This window comes from Bacteroides sp. M10, assembly GCF_014334015.1.
Classification (GTDB): Bacteria; Bacteroidota; Bacteroidia; order Bacteroidales; family Bacteroidaceae; genus Bacteroides; species Bacteroides intestinigallinarum.
The window spans coordinates 1,865,779-1,890,027 of the sequence record NZ_CP060488.1 but is presented as its reverse complement, the minus strand read 5'-3'; the positions used below and the strand labels follow the sequence as shown (position 1 = coordinate 1,890,027).

The window sequence follows — 24,249 nt, the reverse complement described above, 5'->3', positions numbered from 1 at the left end:
AGCCTATGAAATGATACTAATTGAAAAACAAAAGAGCTGACAGATATTTGCCCTATCTATCAGCTCCTGCCTAACACAATTTTTATAAAATCGTATTAATAAATCAGTTACAAATATATGAAAAATATTTCTTTATTGGATTTTTACTGCAAAAAAAATCCAAATTCAAAACAATTATTTAGAATTATGCGAACATCTATATTCCTTTTGTTATTCTGCTCATTTAGCTTAATGGCAAAGAATGCAAATTCTCAAAATGCCAAAGTTACAATTAATAAGCAAGATGTCAGACTGGAATCTATATTGAGTGAAATTGAATCTCAAACCAATTACTTATTCATCTATAAAAAAAATGTAGATGTAAATTTGCACAAAAGCATCAGCGTGAAGGCCAGACCCGTTTCTGAAGTATTGTCCATATTACTACATGAATCTCCTATTATTTATAAAATAGAAGGAAACCATATAATACTCACTAAAAAAGAAATTACCCAAACCCCGACAATAAAAAAAATCACCGGAGTGGTAACAGATAGAGCCGGGGAGCCTTTGATCGGAGTTACAATAACAGTAAAGGGTATATCACAGGGATCAATAACTGATATAAACGGGAAGTTTTCATTATCAGCCGACATTGGTGATGTTCTTCAATTCAGTTATATAGGATACATTCCACAAACAATAAAATTAAAGAACTTGAATAGCTTAAAAGTCTTTTTAGTGGAAGATGTTAAGACCTTAGACGAAGTAGTGGTGGTTGGTTATGGCTCTCAGAAACGAACTAATCTAACAGGAGCAATTTCGACCGTTACATCTCAAGAGCTTGTAGACAGACCGGCCAGTAGCGTTACACACATGCTACAAGGACGTGTACCCGGTCTCAATATCACCACTTCTTCCGGTGTACCGGGTAATACTGCAAGCTTTAATATCCGTGGTACGAACTCAATCAACGGAGGCTCACCATTGGTGTTAGTCGATGGAGTTGAAGGGGACCTTGACCGTGTAAACCCTAATGATATAGAATCAATTTCAGTTATAAAAGACGCCTCCGCCGCTGCTATTTATGGTGGACGTGCTTCATTCGGAGTTATTTTAGTCACAACAAAATCCGGTTCTTCTGATGGGAAAGTACAAATTAGCTATAGTGGGCGTGTTGGTTGGACAGAACCCACTACATCTACGGATTACGAAAACCGTGGTTATTACCATGTTTCTTTGGTTGACCAGTTTTACATTCCCAATAACGGGCGTCGCTATACCTCGTATACAGAAGAAGACATGAAAGAGTTATGGGAAAGAAGAAACGACAAGACAGAAGATCCTGCCCGCCCTTGGACCGTATTGGATAAGAGAAACGGACAGAATGTATACTTATACTACGCCAATACGGATTGGTGGCAATACTTGTTCAAAGACAAGAAACCATTGCAAAGCCACAATATTTCCATATCCGGAGGAACAAACAAATTGAAATTTTACCTTTCGGCTGGTTATAATAGTGAAGAAGGAATGTATCGAAGAAATACTGACAAATTCAGAAGAATAAATTTCCATTCAAGGATTTCCGCAGATATTACTGATTGGCTTAACATTAGTAACAATACTGAATTTTTCAATTCTAATTATACTTATCCTGGATTGGGAGGTATAAATTCGAACATATCTCAAGCCCAGAACCATGGTTTGGCAAGTTTCCCTACCCAAAATCCTGACGGGACAAGCCTTTATACTACTTCACTGACCGACTATGCCATTATGGACGGTTTATTAGTCATATTAGACAGCGAAGGGTTCAGAAATAAAACTCGTAAAGATAACTTCAAGACCACTACAGAACTTACATTAAAACCATTGAAAGGGTTGGAGATAAAAGCTAACTTGACATACATGCTCTATAACCAATACGACATACGCCGGCAATCTAATGGAACATATTCCAAATATCCGGGAGAAACATCCATACTTAATACCGGTAATTTCCAAAATCAAATGTTTGAGCAATTTGCCCCCAATGAATATTGGGCAACGAATGTATTTGCCACATACCAAGGTTCTGTATCCAACAAACATAATTATAAAGTTACAGGTGGTTTTAATTATGAAACTCGTTACAACAAGACTGTTCGTGGCACAGGATATAATCTTCTTTCCGATGTTTTGGATGATTTTAACCTGATAGGAGTAGATCCTGCCACAAACCAAAAACGGATGGAAGTGACAGGAGGGCAAAATGAATATAAACTTGCAGGTTTTTTCGGACGTATAAACTATGACTACAAAGGGATATATTTACTTGAACTAAGCGGACGTTATGATGGTACCTCTCGTTTTGCTTCTGGTCATCGCTGGGGATTCTTTCCTTCTATGTCTGTTGGTTGGAGAGTCTCGGAAGAAAAGTTTTTCAGCAATATGAAAGACTGGTGTAACAATTTAAAGTTCAGATACTCTTTTGGTAGTTTAGGAAACCAACAAGTTGGCTATTATGACTATATCCGCACTATCAGTATAGGAACTACCGGATATTTATTCGGAGGTGCGAGACCATCTTACGCAGACATTTCCGCTCCCTCTGCCGACAATCTGACATGGGAGACTGTACAACAACATAATGCTGGTGTGGATATGACATTTTTGGACAACAGATTAACTTTCACCGGAGAATATTATATTCGGGATACAAAGGATATGCTTACCGCCGGCATCACATTACCCGCCGTATATGGCACTTCCGCTCCTAAAATGAACAGTGCAGATATGCGTACAAAGGGCTATGAACTCTCTGTTGCTTGGCGAGATCAGTTTAAGTTAGGCAACAAACCTTTCTCTTATCAACTGAGTTTTACATTCAGTGATTACATCAGTGAAATCACCAAATTCGACAACCCCGACAAACTATTAGCTAAGACTTATTATGAAGGAATGCGGATTGGTGAAATATGGGGATATCGCGTCGATGGCTTCTTTGCGACCGATGAAGAAGCTAAGAACTATGAAGTAGATCAAAGATCTGTAAACACCACTATCAATAGTTCATCGGGTGAATACCGGGGAGTACGTGCCGGCGATTTAAAATACCGGGATCTGGATGGTAACAAAACTATAAGTATCGGTGAAAACAGAGTCGGAAGCTCCGGTGACCGCGAAATTTTAGGAAATAGTTCTCCACGCTATCAATATGGCACTAACTTGGCTTTCCAATGGTATGGATTTGATTTTAATATATTCTTCCAAGGTATCGGCCACATAGATTGGTATCCAGGAAGAGAAGCCCAAGCATTTTGGGGATATTACAACCGCCCCTACGGAACATTTATTCCGAAGGATTTTCAAAAATTATGTTGGTCAGAAGATAATCCCAACGCTTACTTCCCCAGACCTAGAACAGCTGTTGCCCTTACAGAAAATTCGGAACTTTCAACAGTGAATGACCGCTATCTTCAAAATATTGGTTATTGTCGATTAAAAAACCTGACAATCGGTTATTCACTTCCTAAGTTTCTGACTAACAAAATAGGCCTTGACTTAGTTCGTCTTTATTTTTCCGGAGAAAATCTTGCTTATTGGTCACCAATAAAAACCGACTATGTCGACCCGGAACAAGCCAGACAAGGCGGAACTTTGAAGGTCTATCCTTGGCAAAAAAGTTTCACATTTGGTGTTAATATTAACTTCTAATTAATTTTGACTATATGAAAAATAACATATTCTTACTCATCGCAGCTTCAATATTTATACTGAGCTTTAGTTCATGTGATGATTTACTTGATGTAACGCCGAAAGACAAAATCACTCCAGAAACGTTCTTTTCTACCGAAGCTGATTTACAGGCTTTTAGCACAAATTTCTACAATTCTCTCCCCAAAGACAGAGATCTTTATAAAGATGATGCCGATAATATAACTCATAGTACTCCCAATAGCGCGGCAACAGACTCCCGTACAGTTCCAGCTTCAGGAGGAGGCTGGGAATGGGGATACTTACGGCGTTTCAACACTCTATTGCAATACTCTGTCAATTGTAAGGATAAAACGGTCAGGACACGTTATCAAGCATTAACCCGTTTTTTCAGAGCATATTTTTATTTCGAAATGGTAAAAAGATTTGGGGATGTCCCATGGTATGACACAGAATTATTCGTTTCTGAAACAGACCAATTAAACAAACCGAGAGACTCTCGAGAATTGGTCATGAAAAATATATTGGAAGATCTCGATTTTGCCATCACCAATCTTTCTACAACGCCTTCTGTTTATACAGTAACAAAGTGGACAGCATTGTCTCTTAAATCCAGAGTTTGCCTTTTTGAAGGCACATTCAGAAAGTACCACAATTTAAATCTTAGCACTAATGCCGATTTTTTCTTGCAAGAATCTATAACAGCCTCTAGAGAATTAATGAAGGAAAGCAATTATACCTTATATACAGAAGGTGGAACGAACCAGGCATACCGAAAACTCTTTACTTCACAAAATGCTCCAACAACGGAAGTAATTATGGCAAGAAATTATAATTTAACGTATGATATATACAATACAGTTGGTACATATCACACAAGCGTAGGTGAAGGACGTCCTGGAGTGACTAGAAAAATTATAGCTAGTTATCTGATGAATGATGGTTCCCGGTTTACAGACAATCCCAATTGGGAAACTATGACTTTTGTAGATGAATGCAAAAATCGTGATCCACGTCTTGCACAGTCTATTTGTACCCCAAGTTATCAGCCCATAGTATCAAACAGAAAAAATATTCCAGACCTTAATGCTTGCGTGACCGGATATCAGTTAATTAAATATGAAGATGAAGCAGTAGGAGGAAAAAGTGATATTGATCTCTTCTATTTTAGACTTGCAGAAGTTTACCTTAACTATGCAGAAGCTTTAGCTGAAATCAACCAATTAACTCAAGACGATTTGGATATTTCTATCAATAAATTGCGCGACCGTGTAGGAATGCCCCATCTCATCATGAAAACAGCCAATGCAAATCCAGACCCCTATTTATTAGCAAACACTACCGGCTACCCAAATGTCTCCGGCGCTAATCAAGGGGTAATCTTGGAAATTCGTCGTGAAAGAACAATCGAATTGCTTTCTGAACATTTTCGTTATGATGACATCCTGCGCTGGAAAGCCGGGCAAAACATGAAACAAGCCATATTGGGTATGTATTTTCCATCTCCCGGCGAATATGACCTTAACGGTGACGGACAAAACGATATTTGTCTTTATACAGACACAAAGCCTGGTAATGCACAAGGTATAACATACTTAAAGATAGATTCCGACATTAAACTTTCTGATGGAAATAAAGGTTATCTATCTCCTCATAAAGGCCTCACGCTTTTCTGGAATGAACAACGTGATTATTTTTACCCAATACCCTCTAATGAACGTCTCATCACAAATGGTGCACTTACGCAAAATCCGGGCTGGGATGACGGCTTAAATTTTTAGTCGAAAATATTCAATAGGAAATCAAGTGGAGCTATTGCAAGGATGCAAGTTTTAACTCTCTATTTATGCAATAACTCCGCTTTTTCACCTGAATTCATTTTCAAACTTACCATCTCACTAATATATGGAATTATAAAATACTAATAATTAAAACAAGACCTATGAACTCTAAAAGAAATTTCATTTACAACTTCTTTCTTCTTTCATTTTTTTTTATTGGTTGCTCCAATTCAACAATAGAAGATGAACTAGAAATGCCTCCATTTAACAATGAAACGCCATCCAACTCTCTTTGCGTAGCCCAATTCAATATTCGCTATGACACACCTGAAGATGGACAATACGTTTGGGCAAACCGAAAGACAATGGCAAAAGAAATCATCACATCACATGATTTTGATATCTTTGGCGTTAATGAGTGTCTTTTAAACCAACTGAATGATCTGTTAGAATTAAAACAATATGAATACATAGGTACAGGTCGTGACGATGGAAAAGAAGCTGGAGAGTTCTGCCCTATTCTTTACAAAAAAGAAAGAGTGGAATTATTATATCATGGACAATTTTGGTATTCAGAAACTCCGGACAAGCCGTCTAAAAGTTGGAACTCTTTTTGCAACCGAATCTGCACATGGGGTAAATTCAAAGATAAAAAGACGGACAAATATTTTTTCTTCTTCTCATCGCATTTTGATCATGTCAGCAATGAAGCACGCGTCAACTCCGCAAAGTTACTTGTTCAGAAAGTACAAGAAATAGCAGGAGATCTGCCTTACTTTTGTACCGGTGATTTAAACTGTGACCCAGATGAAGAACCTATTTCCTTTATTCTAAATTCCGGACTATTCAAAGATTCTTATAGCATATCAGAGACTACCCCGAAAGGTCCTGCAGGCACTTTGCATTATTGGAATTTCGATTTCAACCCAGAACATCGAATCGACTATATTTTAGTGGAAAAAAGCATTAAAGTTCTCTCCTTTGAAACCATTACGGATGATGCGCGTCAAGGACGATTTTCTTCCGATCATTATCCTATTATGATAAAAGCAGAATTATAATGAAGACAAATTAACGTGAGCCTGACATAGTGAGTGCCCATAGACTAGCAAACGTCTGCATACCAAGAAGGGGCCTCACTTCTGTTTACACATTCGATTGCCGACAGCTGTTAATAGTTAAAAACAGTTGCCAGTATAGTTTTTGTCAAATTTGCACACAAAAATATTACCATAACACAATACATATGACAAATGAATTTGCAGAAAACAATTAATACTCAAAAATATATGAACTATAAAAAATGGATTATCGGATTATGTATACTCAATATACTACCAGCTCTCTCTCAAGAATATAACATAGAAAATATTCATATTGATGGCTATATCGGCAATCGCATTAACACCTGCATAGAACATCGAGTAAAATCCCAAAATACAGACCACCTAATCGAGCCTTTCAAGCATCGAAACGAGGATCATCTCTGGCAATCTGAATTTTTCGGAAAATGGCTACTCGGGGCAATAGCTTCATACCAATATACAAAGGATAAAGAATTGTATAATTTGATAACAAACAGCGTAGAAAAGCTCATGAATACCCAAACAAGTGATGGATATATAGGAAATTACAAACGAGAAGCACAACTGACCAATTGGGATATTTGGGGAAGAAAATACACTTCGCTCTCCTTGCTTTCTTATTATAGGCTCACCGGCGATAAAAAAGCCTTGAATGCAGTTGAACGACTGATAAACCATCTCATGGAACAATTACAAATACATAATATTAATATTGCTGCAACCGGTTATTATTTAGGCATGGCCAGTTGCTCCATTTTGGAGCCTGTGGTTTATTTATACGATATTACCAGAAATCCCCGATATTTATCTTTTGCCAAAAGCATTGTTTCTTCTATCGAACGGGAAGGGAGTTCTCAACTGATAACTAAAACATTGAAAAACATTCCTGTTTCTGAGCGTTCCGCTTTTCCAAAATCTTGGTGGTCATTCGAAAATGGTCAGAAAGCTTATGAAATGATGTCATGTTATGAAGGGCTGATAGAACTTGGCACCATAGTAAATGATCCTTTTTACATAAAAATTGCAGAGAAAGCAGTAAACAATATCCAAGAAGATGAGATTAATATAGCAGGTTCAGGAGCCGCTTTTGAATGCTGGTATAAAGGAAAGGAGAAACAAACATTGCCTACATACCATACCATGGAAACTTGCGTCACATTTACTTACATGCAACTATGTCATCGCCTGCTATGCAAAACCGGCAACTCGTTCTATGCAGAAGAATTTGAACACACCATGTACAACGCTTTGATGGCAACCATGAAAAATGACGGCAGTCAAATCTCTAAATACAGCCCATTGGAAGGTCGAAGACAACCCGGCGAAGAGCAATGTGGTATGCATATAAATTGTTGTAACGCCAATGGACCAAGAGGGTTTGCTCTAATACCCAAAACGGCTTGTACAATAAAAGACAACCACATTTATCTCAACCTCTATTTACCTTTACAGGCCACTATTTCACTAAATAAAAAAAATAAAGTTCATTTAAATGTAGAGAGCGATTATCCTATACATGGTAAGGTAAATGTAAACATAGGAGTACAAAAAAAGGAGAAATTCACGCTTGCGTTACGTATACCGACTCAAATAGAAAAGATGAAAGCCTATATAAATGGAGAGGAGCAGGAAATAACGCATAAAGGAGGCTACCTATACATAGAACGTATCTGGGAAAATGCGGATAAGGTGACACTTGATTTCAAGATAGAAACCAAAGTCGTAAAACTAAATAATTCTCAAGCCATAGTACGCGGTCCTTTACTTTTCGCACGAGACAGTCGTTTCAACGATGGTGATATAGACGAATGTGCAACCATTAAGTGTAACAATCAAGGTGTAATACAAGCGAAAATTAAAAAAAACAAAACAGGAACCTTCCCTTGGATCACACTTACAGTTCCTGCCGTATTGGGTACGGATTTAGAAAACGTAGAAAACAAGACTCCCAAACTTATCAATTTTTGCGACTTTTCTTCTTCTGGCAATGATTGGAATCCCAATGGGCGTTACAGGGTATGGATACCACAAACATTCCATGCCATGTCCGAACCTTATAAAAAGTACTAAATATGATAGCCTGGCTTGAAGGAGAACCAGCCATTACGGAATATTAATCGTGTTATAACAATGAAAAAATACAATAAAATAAAAAAGATACTATTTACAGCTATTTGTGGAGGGTTATTTATCGCCTGCCAACAACCGCATAATGTCAATGACCCGCTACAGGTCCTTTGTTTAGGAAACTCTATTACAAAACATCCGATAAAAGAAGATATCGAATGGTTTTCCGATTGGGGTATGGCTGCTTCCAATATAGAATATGACTATTGCCATCAATTGGAAAAGATGCTTTGTAAGTATCATCCGAACTCAACTGTCACCCCCTTAAACATTGCATCTTGGGAGCGTAATCTATCATGCGATATTGACTCCCTAATTGGATCTTATTGCAAAAACAAAGATATCATTATTATACGTTTAGGTGAAAATGTACAAGATGTTACCACTTTTCCAGATGCAATTTCACGACTTGTGAAATATTGTCAGAGCAAAGCAAAGCGTGTTATTATTACCGGTTGTTTCTGGAAAAACGACAGTAAAGAACGGAGCATCATTCATGCCGCACGAACCAACGATCTTACTTACGTGCCACTCTATTGGATAGATAATCTATATAATGTCCGCCCACAAATAGGCGATACACTTTATGACATAAATAAGAAGCCATATGTAATCACTCAAGATTTTATCATAACGCATCCCAATGATGAAGGAATGCAAATGATTGCAGAGACTATTTGGGGAGTAATACGTTAATTTAACACACCCCTCTACATTTTATGTGATTCATGTTTCTTACAGAAAAAGCACTTCTTCTTTCTGCGAGAAACTTAGAATTTCAAACATACTTTTAACGATTATAATTATATGAAACACTTTAACAATATCCCTATAGTAACAATACTCTTGTTTTCTTATATCCTAACCTTATATTCAATAAAGACACACGCATCTGCTTTGACTTCCGAACACGAAATCTACAAGGGATTTATTAATCCACCACAAGAAGCAAAACCAAGAGTATGGTGGCATTGGATGGACGGTAATATTACGGAAGAAGGAATCTATAAAGACTTATTATGGATGAATAGGATCGGAATAGGAGGATTTCATCAATTTGACGCTTCCTTGTATACCAAACCGATTGTCAAAGAACGGCTTGTATACATGACTCCCAAATGGAAAAAAGCCTTCCGCTATGCCATCCATCTAGCAGACTCTTTAAATATGGAAGTCGGTATAGCCAGTGCTCCAGGATGGAGCTCAACGGGAGGTCCTTGGGTAAATCCTAAAAATGCTATGAAAAAACTAGTGTGGCGAACATTCACGGTAGAAGGTCAAAAAATGTTTTCCGGGAAACTACCAAGCCCATATACCACGACAGGGGAATTTCAAAATATCCCCATACGAAACATGAACAACTATACCGAATATTACGAAGATATTGCCACGATTGCCGTACGATTGCCAAGCGAAGAATTATCGTTAAATGAGTTAGATGCTGAAATAACTTCAAGTGGTGGTAATTTCTCACTACATAAACTTACAGACGGAGATTTTACAAATGCCGAGCTTCTACCGTTCAACCCATTTGATAAATATGGTTGGATAGAATATTCTTTTCCCAAACCGCAAACGATAAGAGCTTTATCTTTTGTCAGTGGCCGTTTGCGTACAGAATGGCGTTCAGAATCTCCTCAAACAGTAAATTTTCTACAATGTAGTGACAATGGGGTTGATTATCGGATGGTTTGCGGAATTCCGGATGGAGGTAATGCTCAGCAAACCATATCTATTCCGGAAACAACAGCACGTTATTTCCGGGTACTTGTTCCTAATCCTACAAACAATGCTCCGGGTACTCAAATACCAGAATTTGTATTACACCCGACTGTAAAGATAAATCACACAGAAGAGAAAGCGGGGTTTTCTTCTCCGCACGACCTGATGAACTATCCAACACCGGAAACAAATACTCCCATTGATAAAAAAAATGTTATTATATTAACGAACAAGCTCGACTCGAACGGCATTTTAAAATGGAATGTCCCAGAAGGGAAGTGGCGCATTTACCGTTTCGGCTATTCACTTACAGGTAAACGCAATCATCCTGCCCCAGCCGAGGCTACCGGTTTAGAAGTGGATAAACTTGATCCGGAAAGTTGGCTTTCATATTTTCGCACTTATATGGATATGTATAAAGAAGCTGCCGGCGGTTTTATGGGAAAACGCGGAATCCAATATATTATAACGGATAGTTACGAAGCGCATTGGCAGACTTGGACCCCATCGTTACCTAGCTTCTTTAAGCATAAATATGGATATGATTTATTACCTTGGTTGCCTGTTTTAACCGGCGAAATCATAGAAAACACAAGTGAAAGCGAGTGTTTTCTTCGCGATTGGCGCCTGGCTATCGCAGAATTGTATCGTAAAAATTATGACCGCATAAATTCTATTGTAAAAGAATATGGTTTAAAAGGACGATATACAGAAGCTCACGAAAACGGAAGAGTATATGTAGGTGATGGAATGGAAATAAAAAGAACGGCAACATTCCCCATGGCAGCACTTTGGATGCCTAATTCCGGTGCCTGTTCATCACAACAGATGGGACAAGCGGATATTAGAGAAAGCGCTTCAGTCGCCCATATCTATGGACAAAACATTGTAGCAGCTGAATTTGGCTCTGCTATAGCCCACCATGCATATGCATGTTGTCCAGAAAACATTAAGCCTATCGCAGATAAAGCTTTAGCAAACGGATTAAATCGTTTTGTTATTCATGAGACATCGCACCAGCCTGTGGATGATAAAATACCGGGACTTGGATTAATACAATACGGGCAATGGTTTAACCGCCATGAAACTTGGGCTGAACAAGCAAAAGTATGGATAGATTATCTTGCGCGCAGTAGTTATATGCTTCAACAAGGTAATAATGTGGCAGACATTTTATACTATTACGGAGAAGATAATTGTATTACAGGTTTATATGCACATACTCTTCCGGACATACCTGCAGGATATGAATACGACTTTATTGACCCATATGGATTTGTGCATGATATCAAGATGGACAAGAAGTGCTTGTTAGCTCCTTCCGGACGAAAATATTCTATTTTAATATTAGGAGAGAATACCAAAGTAATGTCACTCAAAGTATTGAAAAAAATAGCATCTTTGGTAGAAGAAGGTGTTGCTGTTTTAGGCAGAGAACCTATTTTTCGCGGAAGCAATTTGGATAATGCTGATGAATTTAAAGCGTTAGTAACTTCCATCTGGCATACCAACCGAAAAAACGTCTATACCGATACTCCTATAGAAGAAATCCTGGAATCAACAGGTGTGCAACCGGACTTTATATACCGCAATAATAAACATATAACTTTAAAATACAGACACCGCTTGCTTGATCATGGTCATATTTATTGGGTCAGTAATCCTTCTGATAAAGAGTTATATACGGAAGTTTCTTTTCGGGTATCTGGATTGAAACCTGAAATTTGGCATCCTGAAACCGGACTTTCAGAGGATGTTTCTTATGAGATGAAGGACGGACGGACTATTGTTAAATTCTCAATGGTACAAAATGATGCTGTATTCGTTGTATTTATAAAACCCACTAAACGTATAAAACAAGAGATTCCTTTACCTCACAAAAAAGAATTAACTACAATTGATTCTAACTGGACTGTAAAATTTCAACCTAAAATAGGAAATTCCGAATCTCTTTTAATGGATAGTTTAGTTTCCTTCACCGACTACTCATCTCCTTCCATCCGATACTTCTCTGGAACTGCTACTTATACTAACTCTTTTATTATCAAACCGGAGAATTATAAAAAATCGGATAAGCTATTACTTGATATGGGATCAGTTAAAAATATTGCAGAGGTTTATGTGAATGGAAAAATATGCGGCACATTTTGGAAAGCTCCTTTTATTGTTGATATAACCGCTGCAATCAATCCTGGAGAAAATACTCTGGAAATAAAAGTCACCAACCTTTGGAGAAATGGACTAATAGGTGATCAACAAAAAGGTGTAACTCCCCAATATTATACATCCTACCATTTTTTCAAATCTGATTCGGCATTACTACCTTCTGGATTATTAGGGCCTATAAGATTAATAAAATATTGACACATCTCATTCTTTAAGAAAGTATCTGAAAATGAAGTGACCCCTAAAAGTTAGACAAAAAATTTTAGGAGTCACTTCATTTTCAGATACCCTCTTCTCAATTATATAATATTGCAAACAGTATCTATAATTCGAGTTATTACAGATGAGTTTTTTGTTCAGCCAAATAGCTAATCCGGCTTCTTACTTTAAACTCTCACAAATTTCCGTATTTGCCCTCTTCAATTTCTGTTCATCCAGTTTTATTACTTTGCGGTCGTATGTCATCAATCCGTTCACTTCGATCTCAACATCTGTAGTCTGTGTATAAACAGCAGCCGAGAATCCGCGTGCAATCATATCCTTCAGCATATTAGCATACTTCAGATACTCATCAGTAGCTTCTTTGGAAGTACTAAACTGAACATACCCCCAATTACGATTCGGCTCCCAAAGATGCTCCTTCAGCACTAAACCAATTCCTCCATACTCTCCGAGTACAGTTGCACGCTGTGCGTCATATAAATACATCTCCGGACCGGGATAATTATGCAAATCGAGCATATCACCACAGGTATAATGATTACCTCCACTGGCAGGATTCACTAAACGGGAAGGATCATATTGCTTTGTCCATTCTGCTATTTCAAGGGTTTTAAACTGCCCCCAAGCCTCATTGAAAGGTACCCATGTGCCAATACAAGGATAAGAGTAAAGGCAGTCGATAATTTCTTTCCATTCTTTACGATAAATAGCCTCTGATTCAGCAGACCGTTTGAATTCTGTTCCCTCAAAATACTTCCGATTCTGCCACTCGGGATTCTTATCGCCACTCGGCATATCCTGCCACACAATAACCCCTAAACGATCACAATGCGTATACCAACGGGCAGGTTCTACTTTTATATGTTTGCGAATCATATTATATCCAAAATCTTTTGTCTTTTGAATATCATATACTAAGGCCTCATCCGAAGGTGCCGTATACAAGCCATCCGGCCACCAGCCCTGATCTAAAAGACCAAATTGAAACAAGTCCTTATTATTCAATTGTAGACGTACAATTCCATTTTTATCGCGTTTCGTTGAATATTTACGCATGGCAGTATAGCTCTTAACCTTATCGATCAACTTATTTTCTGAATACAGACAAATTTCCATATCATATAAAAACGGAGAATCCGGTGACCACCACTTTACATCAGACGGCATAGCAATTTCAACCGGAATACCATTTACGGAACTTCCTACAGCCACCAACTGCTTTCCTTCTAATACCTTCACCTCCAATTTATCTGAAAGCATCTGATGATCTGTCATAACCTCTACTGTCAACTTATTCCTGTCAATATCAGGAGTCGTTTTGATATTGCCAATCGACCGGATTGGCACAGGTTCTAGCCAAACTGTTTGCCAAATACCACTGACAGGAGTATACCAGATACCTCCCGGCTTACTAACCTGTTTTCCTCTAGGTTGAGGACCTTTATCAGTCGGGTCCCACACTTTCACGATCAATTCATTTTCCCCATTCAGCAAGGCAGGCGTGATATCAAAAGAAAAAGGAGTAAATCCTCCTGTATGTTGTCCCACCTTTACCTTATTTACCCAAACATCCGCTTTCCAGTCAACAGCCCCAAAATGCAATAAGATCCTATGTCCTTTCCATTTGGAGGGAACCGAGAATTGACGCTGATACCAAAGTTCATTCTTCTCCCCAAGACTTTTCCCCACTCCGGACAAGCTTGATTCTACAGCAAAAGGAACTAAAATCCGACCATCATAACTTTGTGGCATAGCTTGACCTACCGGAGAAATAGCATAATTCCACAATCCGTTCAGATTTATCCAGTCAGCACGTTCCATAATTGGGCGGGGATATTCGGGCAACACGTTTTCAACATCTATTTTCGCCGCCCATTCCGTCATAATTCGACCGCCAACCGGTTTCCACTGTGCAAATAGATAAACACTATTAATAAGTATCACTAAAGAACATACAATTTTTCTCATCTACATTATTTCTATTAAGAGTATTTTTACTAGGTCAAGTTATTCCAATATAATATCAAACTGATCGTACGGTGCCGTACGATGCGCCAAATGCTTAGTCAATTTTGAAATCCCAAACAAGGGAGAATAAGTACGTACTTTGATCGTTTTACCATCCGGCATAAATTCCAGAATGCGAAGCCAACCATCCCCTCCGTTCCCTTCCGGACCGCCTCCTACATATTGTACATTAAACGTCATTTGTGATACATCTTTCCCGGCACTGTTCTTATCCACCCGATAAGCCACATTATTCTCATATTCACCGGTGTCTCTTCCCACATGTCCGCAAAGTACGAGACGGATATTGGAAGAAGGATAAATAAGTTTCTCCCAAATAGCCTGCCCCGAGTTTTGTGGAGAAATCTTATACCCATCTTTCGTAACACGCTTATTACCTATATCAAGATAAGAATGAGTGATAAAAATCACCTTATGATTCTTGTATTTCGGCTTGTTTACCAAATCTTTCGCCCATTGCAAAACTTCATCACGAGGCACAAACTCTACTGCTATAACCAAAATCTTTCCCCATCCCGGCTCATCAAACTCAAAAGCCGAATTCTCTAAAGACGCCCTGCCTTCACGATTAGGAAATTCACTGACACAGATATTCCGCCAGGTAGAATTTCGTTCAAAAGGAATATAATCAGGAAAATAAGTACGACCGTTTTCTGCGGCTTTGTATCCATAATCATGATTGCCTGCGGCAATAATATAAGGTACTTTGTTATCCAGTCTTTTCAAAGCCTGCGATGCTGCCTCCCACATTTCACGACTGGTCTGGTTCAGCATCTTACGGTTTAATACATTATTATCATTCTGCTCCACCAAATCGCCTGTACAAAGGACAGCTTTAATTTTAAGCGACTCTATATTGTCCGCAATCCATGCGGTACAAAGATCAAAAAGCGGCTGGTTAATATCATACTTGGTATATCCCTGTGGATCACCGAGCAAAATCATAGAAAAGGATTCCGGATTGACCAATTTCTGGGGATCAGCCCGATGCTGCGCCGGGAGACAAGTGACAGAAGCACACAATATCCCGGCCAATAAATAGTTGAATAGTTTCATAGATTACTCTTTTTCTTCTTCGTTTTTAAATACAGGTGCACGAGATACGGATGCCGGTGTGCCATTAGTAATATAAGGCCAGCCATCACTGCTCCATTGTATGCGGTCACACATCAATTGACGACCATTATCTATTTTCGCTTTCTGCCAGGCATGATAGAAGAACCAGTCATTACCCTCGTCATCCGTGATAATTTCGGAATTGTGTCCGGTTCCGGCAAACAGGTTATTACCCTGTAGAATTACTTCATTATAACTACTATTTTCTTTCATCACAGTACCGTTTTTACCCACATAAGGACCTTCGATATTTTTAGAACGCCCCACCACTACACGGTACGTACTTCTTTCCTCTTCACAACAACTACCCGTAGAGCCAAATAGATAATAATAATTCCCGCGTTTATGAACCATGATGCCTTCTATTGAAGGACCCGCTATCTTTTCGGAAACAGCCCCTTTAATGGATAGACCGTCAGCACTTAACTCTACATAACGGATACCTCCTTCATAGCCTTTAGAAGTACTATTATAACTTCCCCAGAAAAGATACTTCTTACCATTATCTTCAAAATAACAAGGGTCGATGCACTGCATAGTACCAGAATTGTAGTCAAGAAGTTTTCCGTGATCCGTAAAAGGTCCTACAGGAGAGTCGCTGACCGCCACCCCGATACAACTATTCTTAGGCAAGTCCCAGTGCCCGAGAGTATAATAGAGCACATATTTGCCATTGATATAGTTAATGTCCGGAGCCCATAAGCGAGTGTCCGGCTGCCAGTTCGGTTTTTGCAGAAAGGCTGCCCCAGCATAAGTCCACTGTGTCATATTAGTAGATTTGTAAATCGGAATATAGATATTATCCTGTTGGGTAACATACAAATAAAAGTTCCCGTCTGCCGCATGAATTATTGTCGGATCAGGCAACTGTTTGCCGACTATAGGATTGGAGAATGAAACAGGGTTAGGGGTACTCCCCCCACCCCCATTTCCATTACCGTTACCCGGCCCATCCGGTTGTTCGTCAGAGCCACCGGAACATGCCATGATACACAATGCTGTTGCAATTAAAAAAGATAATTTTTTCATATATACTTTATTAGTTAAAACTAAGATTAATTTATCCAACCTTCATTCTGTTCCAAATTCGAGTTCATTTCCATTTCTTTAGCAGGAATAGGCCAGCTCCAGCACTGATCTCCCAACCAGTACCAGGTATAAGTCGTTTCACCCCACATCTGCATCAGACCGTTACGATTATTATCAAACTTCTTATCTTTCCACGTTCCCCAACGCAATTCATGGAAATACATGGAATCTTCGCCACCGATTTCCCAGTAATACTCATTCCGGATACGTTCACGCAAATCACTCTGCCCGTTAACTTTCGTAGCAGGATAAGTTGCATTATTCAATTCGACATGCCCTGCACGACGTCTTACTTCATTAACACATCTAATTGCTTCGCTTTCATGGGTACTTCCCCATTCATTTAGCGCTTCTGCTTTCAGGAGCAATACTTCCGCATAGCGTATTAATGGAATATCCAATCCATAAGTATCACGTTCTGTCTGTTCCAGACCTTCAGGTACAAACTTTCTCCATAGGTAGTAAAACTTATCGTTTGTATCAGTACGGATATCAAAAGGCTCTGCACTGTCGGAGCCACGATAAGGCCAACGCAATGTATAAGTATGAGCTATTCCAGAAGAAGCACCATTGTATTGTGCGTAAGGGGTAATGACAGCCATTTGCAGACGTGGATCACGGCTCTCGTAAGCTTTCTTGATACGTGCTTCATTGCCACTATCCAGATATTTGTTCATATCTGCCCCATAGGCAGCCATACGTTCCTTTTCCGCCGCAGACAGTCCATCGCGTAGAAAAAACACCACACGTTCTTTTTCTTTCATCGCACTATAGCCCGGCAAGTAGTTATCCCAATTAAACTTTTCTCCAGTCGCCGTCTCAAAAGATTCTACAAAATGCGGATTAGGCAAATAGTTATTCCACATAGAACCTGCTGTACAACGGTTGCCGTAAGTGATGTTCCTTGTATTGGAGTAGCCGTATTGCTTGATGCATTGCACAGAGAATATCATTTCTTCACATTGTTCATTTGCTATTTTCAACAACTGCTTATAACTGGTAGCACCGGCCTTAGTATATAACCCGAAGCCACAGTCAGCCACAGAATTAAAATCATCAACCGCCGCCTCCCAATTCTTCTGCCACATATATACTTGTCCGCGTAATGCATAAGCAGCTCCTTTGGTTACCCGTCCATAGTTAGAGTCACCCGAATTATATTTACCCGGTAGATTGGGTTCATTCACACAATCTGTCAGATCCTGGAGTATAGCCGCCCAAACATCCGCTTCTGAAGAACGGGCTTTGTTACCGTTTTCAGGACTCGTGATTGCATTCATATATAACGGCACTCCTTTATACAAGATATTCAAGCGCATATAAGCAAATGCACGCAAGAATTTACATTCGGCGATAGCCCGTTGCTTCTCTCCGGTCGACATATCAGGAACCTGACCAATATTATCTATCACATCATTAGCACGATAGATAAAAGTATAAAAACGTTTATAAATATCACTGAACAGGCCACTTGAGGGAGTAGCTGCTCCTGTACAATTAGGCATTCGCTTAATCCAGTTCTTGTCTGTATCCATCACAGAAGAATAAGCATCCCATGGAATCCGGTGCGAATCCAAAATGCCGGAGTTAGGACAATATTGATCCAGAAAGACATTATATACGCCGATAACAGCCTGTTCGGCCAAAGTTGCTTTCGTCCAGATACTACTACCGCTTATGTTATTGGTAGGAGTAGTATCTAAAAAGTCCGCACCGCATCCAGCCATAGAGAAAGACAGCAAGGCAATAGATGCACATCTTACTAATTTCCGAAATATTTTTATTTTGTTTTTCATCATAAAATCGTTTTAGAGTAAGTTTAGAAAGTGATATTTACACCGAATGCATATTGTCTCATAGTAGAATATCCCACTGCGGTACGCATTTCCGGATCCATTCCTTCATACCCGGTAATGGTAAATAAATTTTCACCGGAAGCAAAGAAACGGATATTCTGTGCATATACTTTTTTCGACAGGACAGCAGGCAATGTATATCCGATAGTCAGGTTCTTCAGTTTAATATAATCCCCTTTTTGCAAATGTACTGATGACTGTGTCATACCACTTTGGTCGTTACCGGAGTTATTTGTCAAACGAGGATTCTTTGAACTCAAGTTCGTGCGCGGATCATTGGGATTTTTGGGATCAAAGAAATAGTGATCGTTTGCTATTGCTTCCCCAATAGCATATCCTTTGATGGTAGCACTGCTGTTCAATGCCAAACGATAGTAGTAAATCTTGAAACCTGCCGCACCGGACCAGTTCATGGAGAAATCGAAGCCTTTCCAATTAGCGCTTGCCTGCAGACCGAAGTTATACTTGGGCACATTGGAGCATCCCTGAAACTCATTATCAGCGTCATTACCATATACACCGTCGCCATTTAAGTCTGCATAGATGTAATCACCATACCAAATGCCACTCTTACTGACGTTCTGACGCGGATAAAACTTATACCCTGCCCCTACCATAGCATTCAGCCATTTCATGTCGTCTACTGTACGGATCATTCCGTCTCTCGGACCACCGTTGATATTGACTGTTCCATCTGCGTTAAAGCCGTTTCCATTACCTTTATATGGTTGCAACATATAGTATTCATTAATCATTTTACCTTCTATTACACGGGTAGATCCTCCGGTAGAGACATCACCGATATTGGTTTGATAAACACGGTTCCCGTTTTCATCTGTCACCCAGCCACGCTGCAACTCTCCTTTGTATTTACTGACCTTGTTCTGGTTATAGGCAAAGTTACCGGATACACGATATTCTACTTTACCGATACGGTCTTGCCAATTCAGGGTCATTTCAATACCGCGGTTAGTCACTTCCGCAATGTTCTGACGAGGGCCACTGGCTGTCCCGAGAGACATATACATATCAGGGCGATATAAGATTCCATCCGTTACTTTATTATAAAATTCAGCCTCAAACGTCAGACGGTTTCTTAAAGTTGCAAAGTCGATACCAATATTCGTAATGGCAGTACTTTCCCACTCCAACAGGTTGTTGGAAATAGAAGTAATTGCCAAACCATTATTAAGGCTACCTCCAAACGCGTACTTTGCCGAGTTGTACACAGCCTGCCATTCATAGTTACCAATCGCATTGTTTCCTAACTTACCCCACGAAGCACGTAATTTCAGGTTGTCGATAGGAAGTCCTTTCATAAATTTCTCTTCACTGATTCTCCATCCGGCAGAGAAAGATGGAAAAAGTCCCCAGCGATTATCCGGAGCAAAACGGGAGGAACCGTCATAACGCATATTAACCTCGAATAAATAACGGCTGTCGAAAGCATAGTTAATACGACCGAAGTAAGAACGGGATGTAAATTCCTCACCTGTACCACCTATGGAAGAAGGAGTAGTAGCAGAACTTGGATCACCCACAGACGAATCTATTAATCCAAGTTTGGCAGTGTCGGTAGTCCGTTTGACAAAACGTTCTTCTTCAAAGCCCAATAACATACCAATATCATGCTTATAAAAAGTCTGGTTATAGTTGAGCAAGTGCGTTAATTTCCAATGGTTTTCACGGACATACGCCATACGGGTATACAAATCGGCAGGATCTTTGGGGGCAGCTATCCACTGATCTGTACTAAAACTATATTTCCCATAATCCGTATTTACGGACATCGATTCATAACGATAATCCTTATAGTTCAGATTAACATCGTATGAGAAGTGTTTCAGAAACTTCACGTTGGCATAGAAAGTAGTGAAGAACTGCGTGTTCTTGATATGCCCTTCCGATTGCGCCATGTCCCACAGAGGATTGTGAGATTGCGGATCTTCCTCGTTCGCTTCCGGCGCACCATATTTTCCGTCATAATATGGATATACGCCCGGTATCATTTTTTGGGTATTGATATTGGTGAGTGAACCGGTATCGCTTTTCTTCTGGTCGGTGTGATACCCCCATACACGAGTACCGATACGTAACCACTTAGTAATATCCGAATAAACATTGGCACGCAGAAAATAGCGTTGGTATCCGGTATCTTTGATTAATCCCGGGTTGTCGGTATAAGATATAGAAAGATTATATCCGGTACGTCCCTCCTGCCCAGTGACGGAAAGCGAATGTTTCATCATCCAGTCATTACTATATATCTCATCGTACCAATCTGTATTGGGATAAGCTACATAATTAGGATAGCCGGAGGCAGAAATGCCATTCGGATCTTTTTCAGCTTCACGCCATTGATTGATGGTAATGTCGCTGAAAGGAGCAGATTCTCCTATATTAGTAGCAGCTTCGTTCATCAATTCCATATACTTGGCGTAGTTAGATACCGTTTTTATCAGTTTGGTAGGTTGATTCAGTGAAAAAGTAGCATTGTAAGATACGCTGACCTTTCCTGTTTGTCCGGTTTTGGTAGTAACCAGAATAACCCCATTTGCCCCCCGGTTACCATAGATAGCACACGAAGCCGCATCTTTCAAGATAGAAATAGAAGCAATATCATTGGGATCTACATTATTCAAGCTTTGTTCCATCCCATCCACTAACACGAGTGGTGAAGAGCTGTTCAAGGTACCCACCCCCCGGATATTGAAAGAAAAGCCTTCATTATATGGAGTCCCGGAGCTTTGCATCACCTGCAAACCGGCTGTCATACCGCTCAACGCCTGCGAAGCACTGACCAAAGGACGGGAAAGTGATTCCTTTTCCAAATTTACCGTAGCAACCGAACCGGTCAGGTTCACCTTCTTTTGTGTGCCATAACCAACCACTACTACTTCTGAAAGCATTTTCACATTCTCTCCCATTACAATGTTGAATGTCGTCTTGCCAGGCGACAATGAAATTTCCTGCGTGTCAAAACCGATATAAGACACTTGCAATTTCTTAGCGTCCTCCGGTATTTCCAGTTCAAATTTCCCTTCCATATTACTCACCGTGCCAATATTAGTACCGGGAATTGATACCGATACTCCAATTAACAATTCATCATTGACATCACTGACGATACCATTGATACGCCGTTTCTTATCTGATTTCTGAATGACAGGCCGGGTGATGATAATATGATTATCTTTTATTTTATAAATTAATTCCTGCCCTTTCAGAATCTGATCCAGTGCCTTGCTTATCGGTTGATTATCTACCTTCACGGTTACTTTACGGGTCAGGTCCACATCATTTTTCTCATATACTAAGGATACATTTCCTTTGACCTCCAACTCCCGGAACGCTTTGCGCACCGTTACGTCCTGCAAATGTAAGGTCACCTGCTGTGCGTGAACCGACAGTGGAAGAACTGCGGCTAATAGCACGAAGAACATGCATTTGATGATTTTACTCATTGATTTAAGTTTTTATATGTATATCTTTTGTTACTAACTCATTGTCTTACAATGTTCTTATTTAAACATTATCCAGGATTGCGAACTAGCTTCATTATCCGCATTTTTCACATTGCCGTTCGTTTCCCAATCGTATCTACCGGCTACCTTTCCTAAAGGCACCCCTCTACTATCATCCCGAATAACAACAGGACTATGATAGTTCTCACCAAACACAATGGCATCCGTACAACCCACTTCCTGCAATGCCACAGCAACTTCCCGTAAAGAAGAGCCATCACTAAAGACATTCCAAGCTGCTTTTACCGAGTTATAAGAATTCGTAAAACGATTACTTACAAAAATGACCAAGTCTCCTTCTTCCGTGATACCGACAGCCCGGCGTCCTACAGGCTTGCCATCAAAAGTCCAAATGCTTACCGGATTAGCAGCCCATGAATTACTTCCTGACAATGCACCATCCATTCCTCTGTTACGGGTCGAAGTATTTCTTCCTTCATTAGTGGCAAATGTCTTGTAAAGTTCTGCATTTTCTCCGGCAATCATGATCTGCCCTTTTTGCAACGGATAGGAATATCCACTGACAGCACTGGTTGGAGACCACTGTACCCCATTGGCAGCTTGTTTGCCGGCTCCGCCGCTGGTAAACTTATACAAGTTATTATCTATCACTTCTGCATACGAAATCTCCGCTTTTCCATCAGCTGTAATTCCCAGAGTTCCCGGACAATACTTCAAAGAAGTAGATAGGTTATATCCGAGACGCGGTGCGGATAGCAGCCCACTATCATTCCACCCGAGGCTATAAAATATCGGTACCCAGAATTGCCCGGACAATCCCGGAACAAACAATGAATAATCCATATTATCATTCATGATAGCTGTTGTACGATGTTGAGTAGTGGGTTCAGCCCATGTTACATTGTCTTTATTCATATCCCAGCTAACCTTCATATTTATTCTACCGGCAGGAATAGTTATCAACCATCCCGTATTACCGCTCCTTCCATGCAAGTTTTTATTTTCATAGACAATCATGAAATCAGGAATACGAATACTACTGTGTTGACTCTTTAAATCAGCAGTAATATTTTTCCAGTTTACCCCTGCGTCAATAATTCCATTTACAGCACTCAACTGATATTTTTTAGTCATGTTGTTCGTATTGTCTTTTACAGTAATAGTAAGTGTGCTATTTAGGTCAACAATCAGGTTCCCATTTTCATCTTTTTGACTAGAGGGATCCGTAGAGATGATTTCTGCGTTATCTGCCAAAGTCGGCATCAACACTACATCTGCAAATGTAGTGTTTTGTTTGAAACGTAACGAAGCGACACCATTCATAAAACTGCCACTAACCTGCTCTGTATTACAAGTAGCCGTTACACCTCGAAGCAACTGGGTAGAAGTGCTGAAAATGGTATATTCGATATCATCTGCTCCATCATTCACTTTAATACGGGTAATACCGCTGCTTAAATCCAGTACAGCGTCAGTAGTGAGCGGATCAATAGGCCTTGCCCATTCATCCGCCAGTTTGAGTTTCACATTCACCGCACTTTGGTCATCCAAAATGCGAAAATCTAAGGCTATGACTCTACTGTTCTGGTCAATAAGACCATTTATCCAATTCCCTGTGCCATCTTCTGCCTGTATGGCTACCAATGGCTCTTTTACGTACCCCGGGTCTTCGGATAAGACAACACCTTTTAGTTCATCTTCTCCGCATGACGTGAATATAAACACAAGGAATGTGCTTAATAGAAAATGTAGTTTCTTCATACAATATTATTTAAATAAGAAATAGCTTATTTTCTGTTATTCCTGAAAGCAATCTTTATCCTGTATGACTAAACTAAAACAGCTGTTTGTATACCTTATAACTTCAAAAAAGAGTGTCGCGCTATGCTCTTTT

Annotated in this window: 12 protein-coding genes; 6 read left to right on the top strand and 6 right to left on the bottom strand. The window is 39.6% G+C overall.

Going from position 1 to position 24,249, the window contains the following annotated elements; genetic code table 11:
- Window positions 1-117 precede the first annotated feature (117 nt).
- The 6 genes from H8796_RS06760 to H8796_RS06735 all read left to right on the top strand — a co-directional run bounded on the left by H8796_RS06760 (window position 118) and on the right by H8796_RS06735 (window position 12,757).
- Window positions 118-3,678, top strand: coding sequence for a TonB-dependent receptor (locus H8796_RS06760; RefSeq protein ID WP_050554756.1), 3,561 nt, complete (start codon window positions 118-120; stop codon window positions 3,676-3,678).
- 14 nt (window positions 3,679-3,692) lie between these two features.
- Window positions 3,693-5,459, top strand: a complete 1,767-nt coding sequence (locus tag H8796_RS06755) for a RagB/SusD family nutrient uptake outer membrane protein (RefSeq protein ID WP_008998194.1) — start codon at window positions 3,693-3,695, stop codon at window positions 5,457-5,459.
- Between the two features lie 161 nt (window positions 5,460-5,620).
- The gene (locus tag H8796_RS06750; RefSeq protein ID WP_004324299.1) at window positions 5,621-6,520 is read left to right on the top strand and encodes an endonuclease/exonuclease/phosphatase family protein; all 900 of its coding nucleotides are present in this window, start codon (window positions 5,621-5,623) and stop codon (window positions 6,518-6,520) included.
- Window positions 6,521-6,712: 192 nt separating this feature from the next.
- Complete coding sequence (locus H8796_RS06745) at window positions 6,713-8,614, top strand: beta-L-arabinofuranosidase domain-containing protein (protein ID WP_225473442.1); 1,902 nt, start codon at window positions 6,713-6,715, stop codon at window positions 8,612-8,614.
- 60 nt (window positions 8,615-8,674) lie between these two features.
- The gene (locus H8796_RS06740) at window positions 8,675-9,367 is read left to right on the top strand and encodes an SGNH/GDSL hydrolase family protein (protein WP_229036760.1); all 693 of its coding nucleotides are present in this window, start codon (window positions 8,675-8,677) and stop codon (window positions 9,365-9,367) included.
- A 111-nt stretch (window positions 9,368-9,478) separates the two neighbouring features.
- On the top strand, window positions 9,479-12,757 hold the full coding sequence (locus tag H8796_RS06735; RefSeq protein WP_004324296.1) for a glycosyl hydrolase: 3,279 nt from the start codon (window positions 9,479-9,481) through the stop codon (window positions 12,755-12,757).
- Between the two features lie 183 nt (window positions 12,758-12,940).
- Here the strand turns inward: H8796_RS06735 and H8796_RS06730 are convergent, their stop codons facing one another.
- The 6 genes from H8796_RS06730 to H8796_RS06705 are packed head-to-tail and all read right to left on the bottom strand — an operon-like array spanning window position 12,941 to window position 24,116.
- Window positions 12,941-14,749, bottom strand: coding sequence for a glycoside hydrolase family 2 protein (locus H8796_RS06730; RefSeq protein ID WP_117936503.1), 1,809 nt, complete (start codon window positions 14,747-14,749; stop codon window positions 12,941-12,943).
- Window positions 14,750-14,788: 39 nt separating this feature from the next.
- Window positions 14,789-15,865, bottom strand: a complete 1,077-nt coding sequence (locus H8796_RS06725) for a metallophosphoesterase (protein ID WP_117936501.1) — start codon at window positions 15,863-15,865, stop codon at window positions 14,789-14,791.
- 3 nt (window positions 15,866-15,868) lie between these two features.
- Window positions 15,869-16,954 carry a family 43 glycosylhydrolase gene (locus tag H8796_RS06720; protein ID WP_004307466.1) on the bottom strand — a complete coding sequence of 362 codons (1,086 nt, stop codon included), beginning with the start codon at window positions 16,952-16,954 and terminating at the stop codon, window positions 15,869-15,871.
- Window positions 16,955-16,980: 26 nt separating this feature from the next.
- On the bottom strand, window positions 16,981-18,813 hold the full coding sequence (locus tag H8796_RS06715) for a RagB/SusD family nutrient uptake outer membrane protein (protein ID WP_008776094.1): 1,833 nt from the start codon (window positions 18,811-18,813) through the stop codon (window positions 16,981-16,983).
- Between the two features lie 20 nt (window positions 18,814-18,833).
- A complete protein-coding gene (locus H8796_RS06710) occupies window positions 18,834-22,334 on the bottom strand; it encodes a TonB-dependent receptor (RefSeq protein ID WP_117936499.1) in 3,501 nt (1,166 codons plus the stop codon).
- A 57-nt stretch (window positions 22,335-22,391) separates the two neighbouring features.
- Window positions 22,392-24,116 (bottom strand): hypothetical protein, encoded by a 1,725-nt coding sequence (locus tag H8796_RS06705; protein ID WP_117936497.1) that lies wholly within the window; start codon window positions 24,114-24,116, stop codon window positions 22,392-22,394.
- Window positions 24,117-24,249 lie beyond the last annotated feature (133 nt).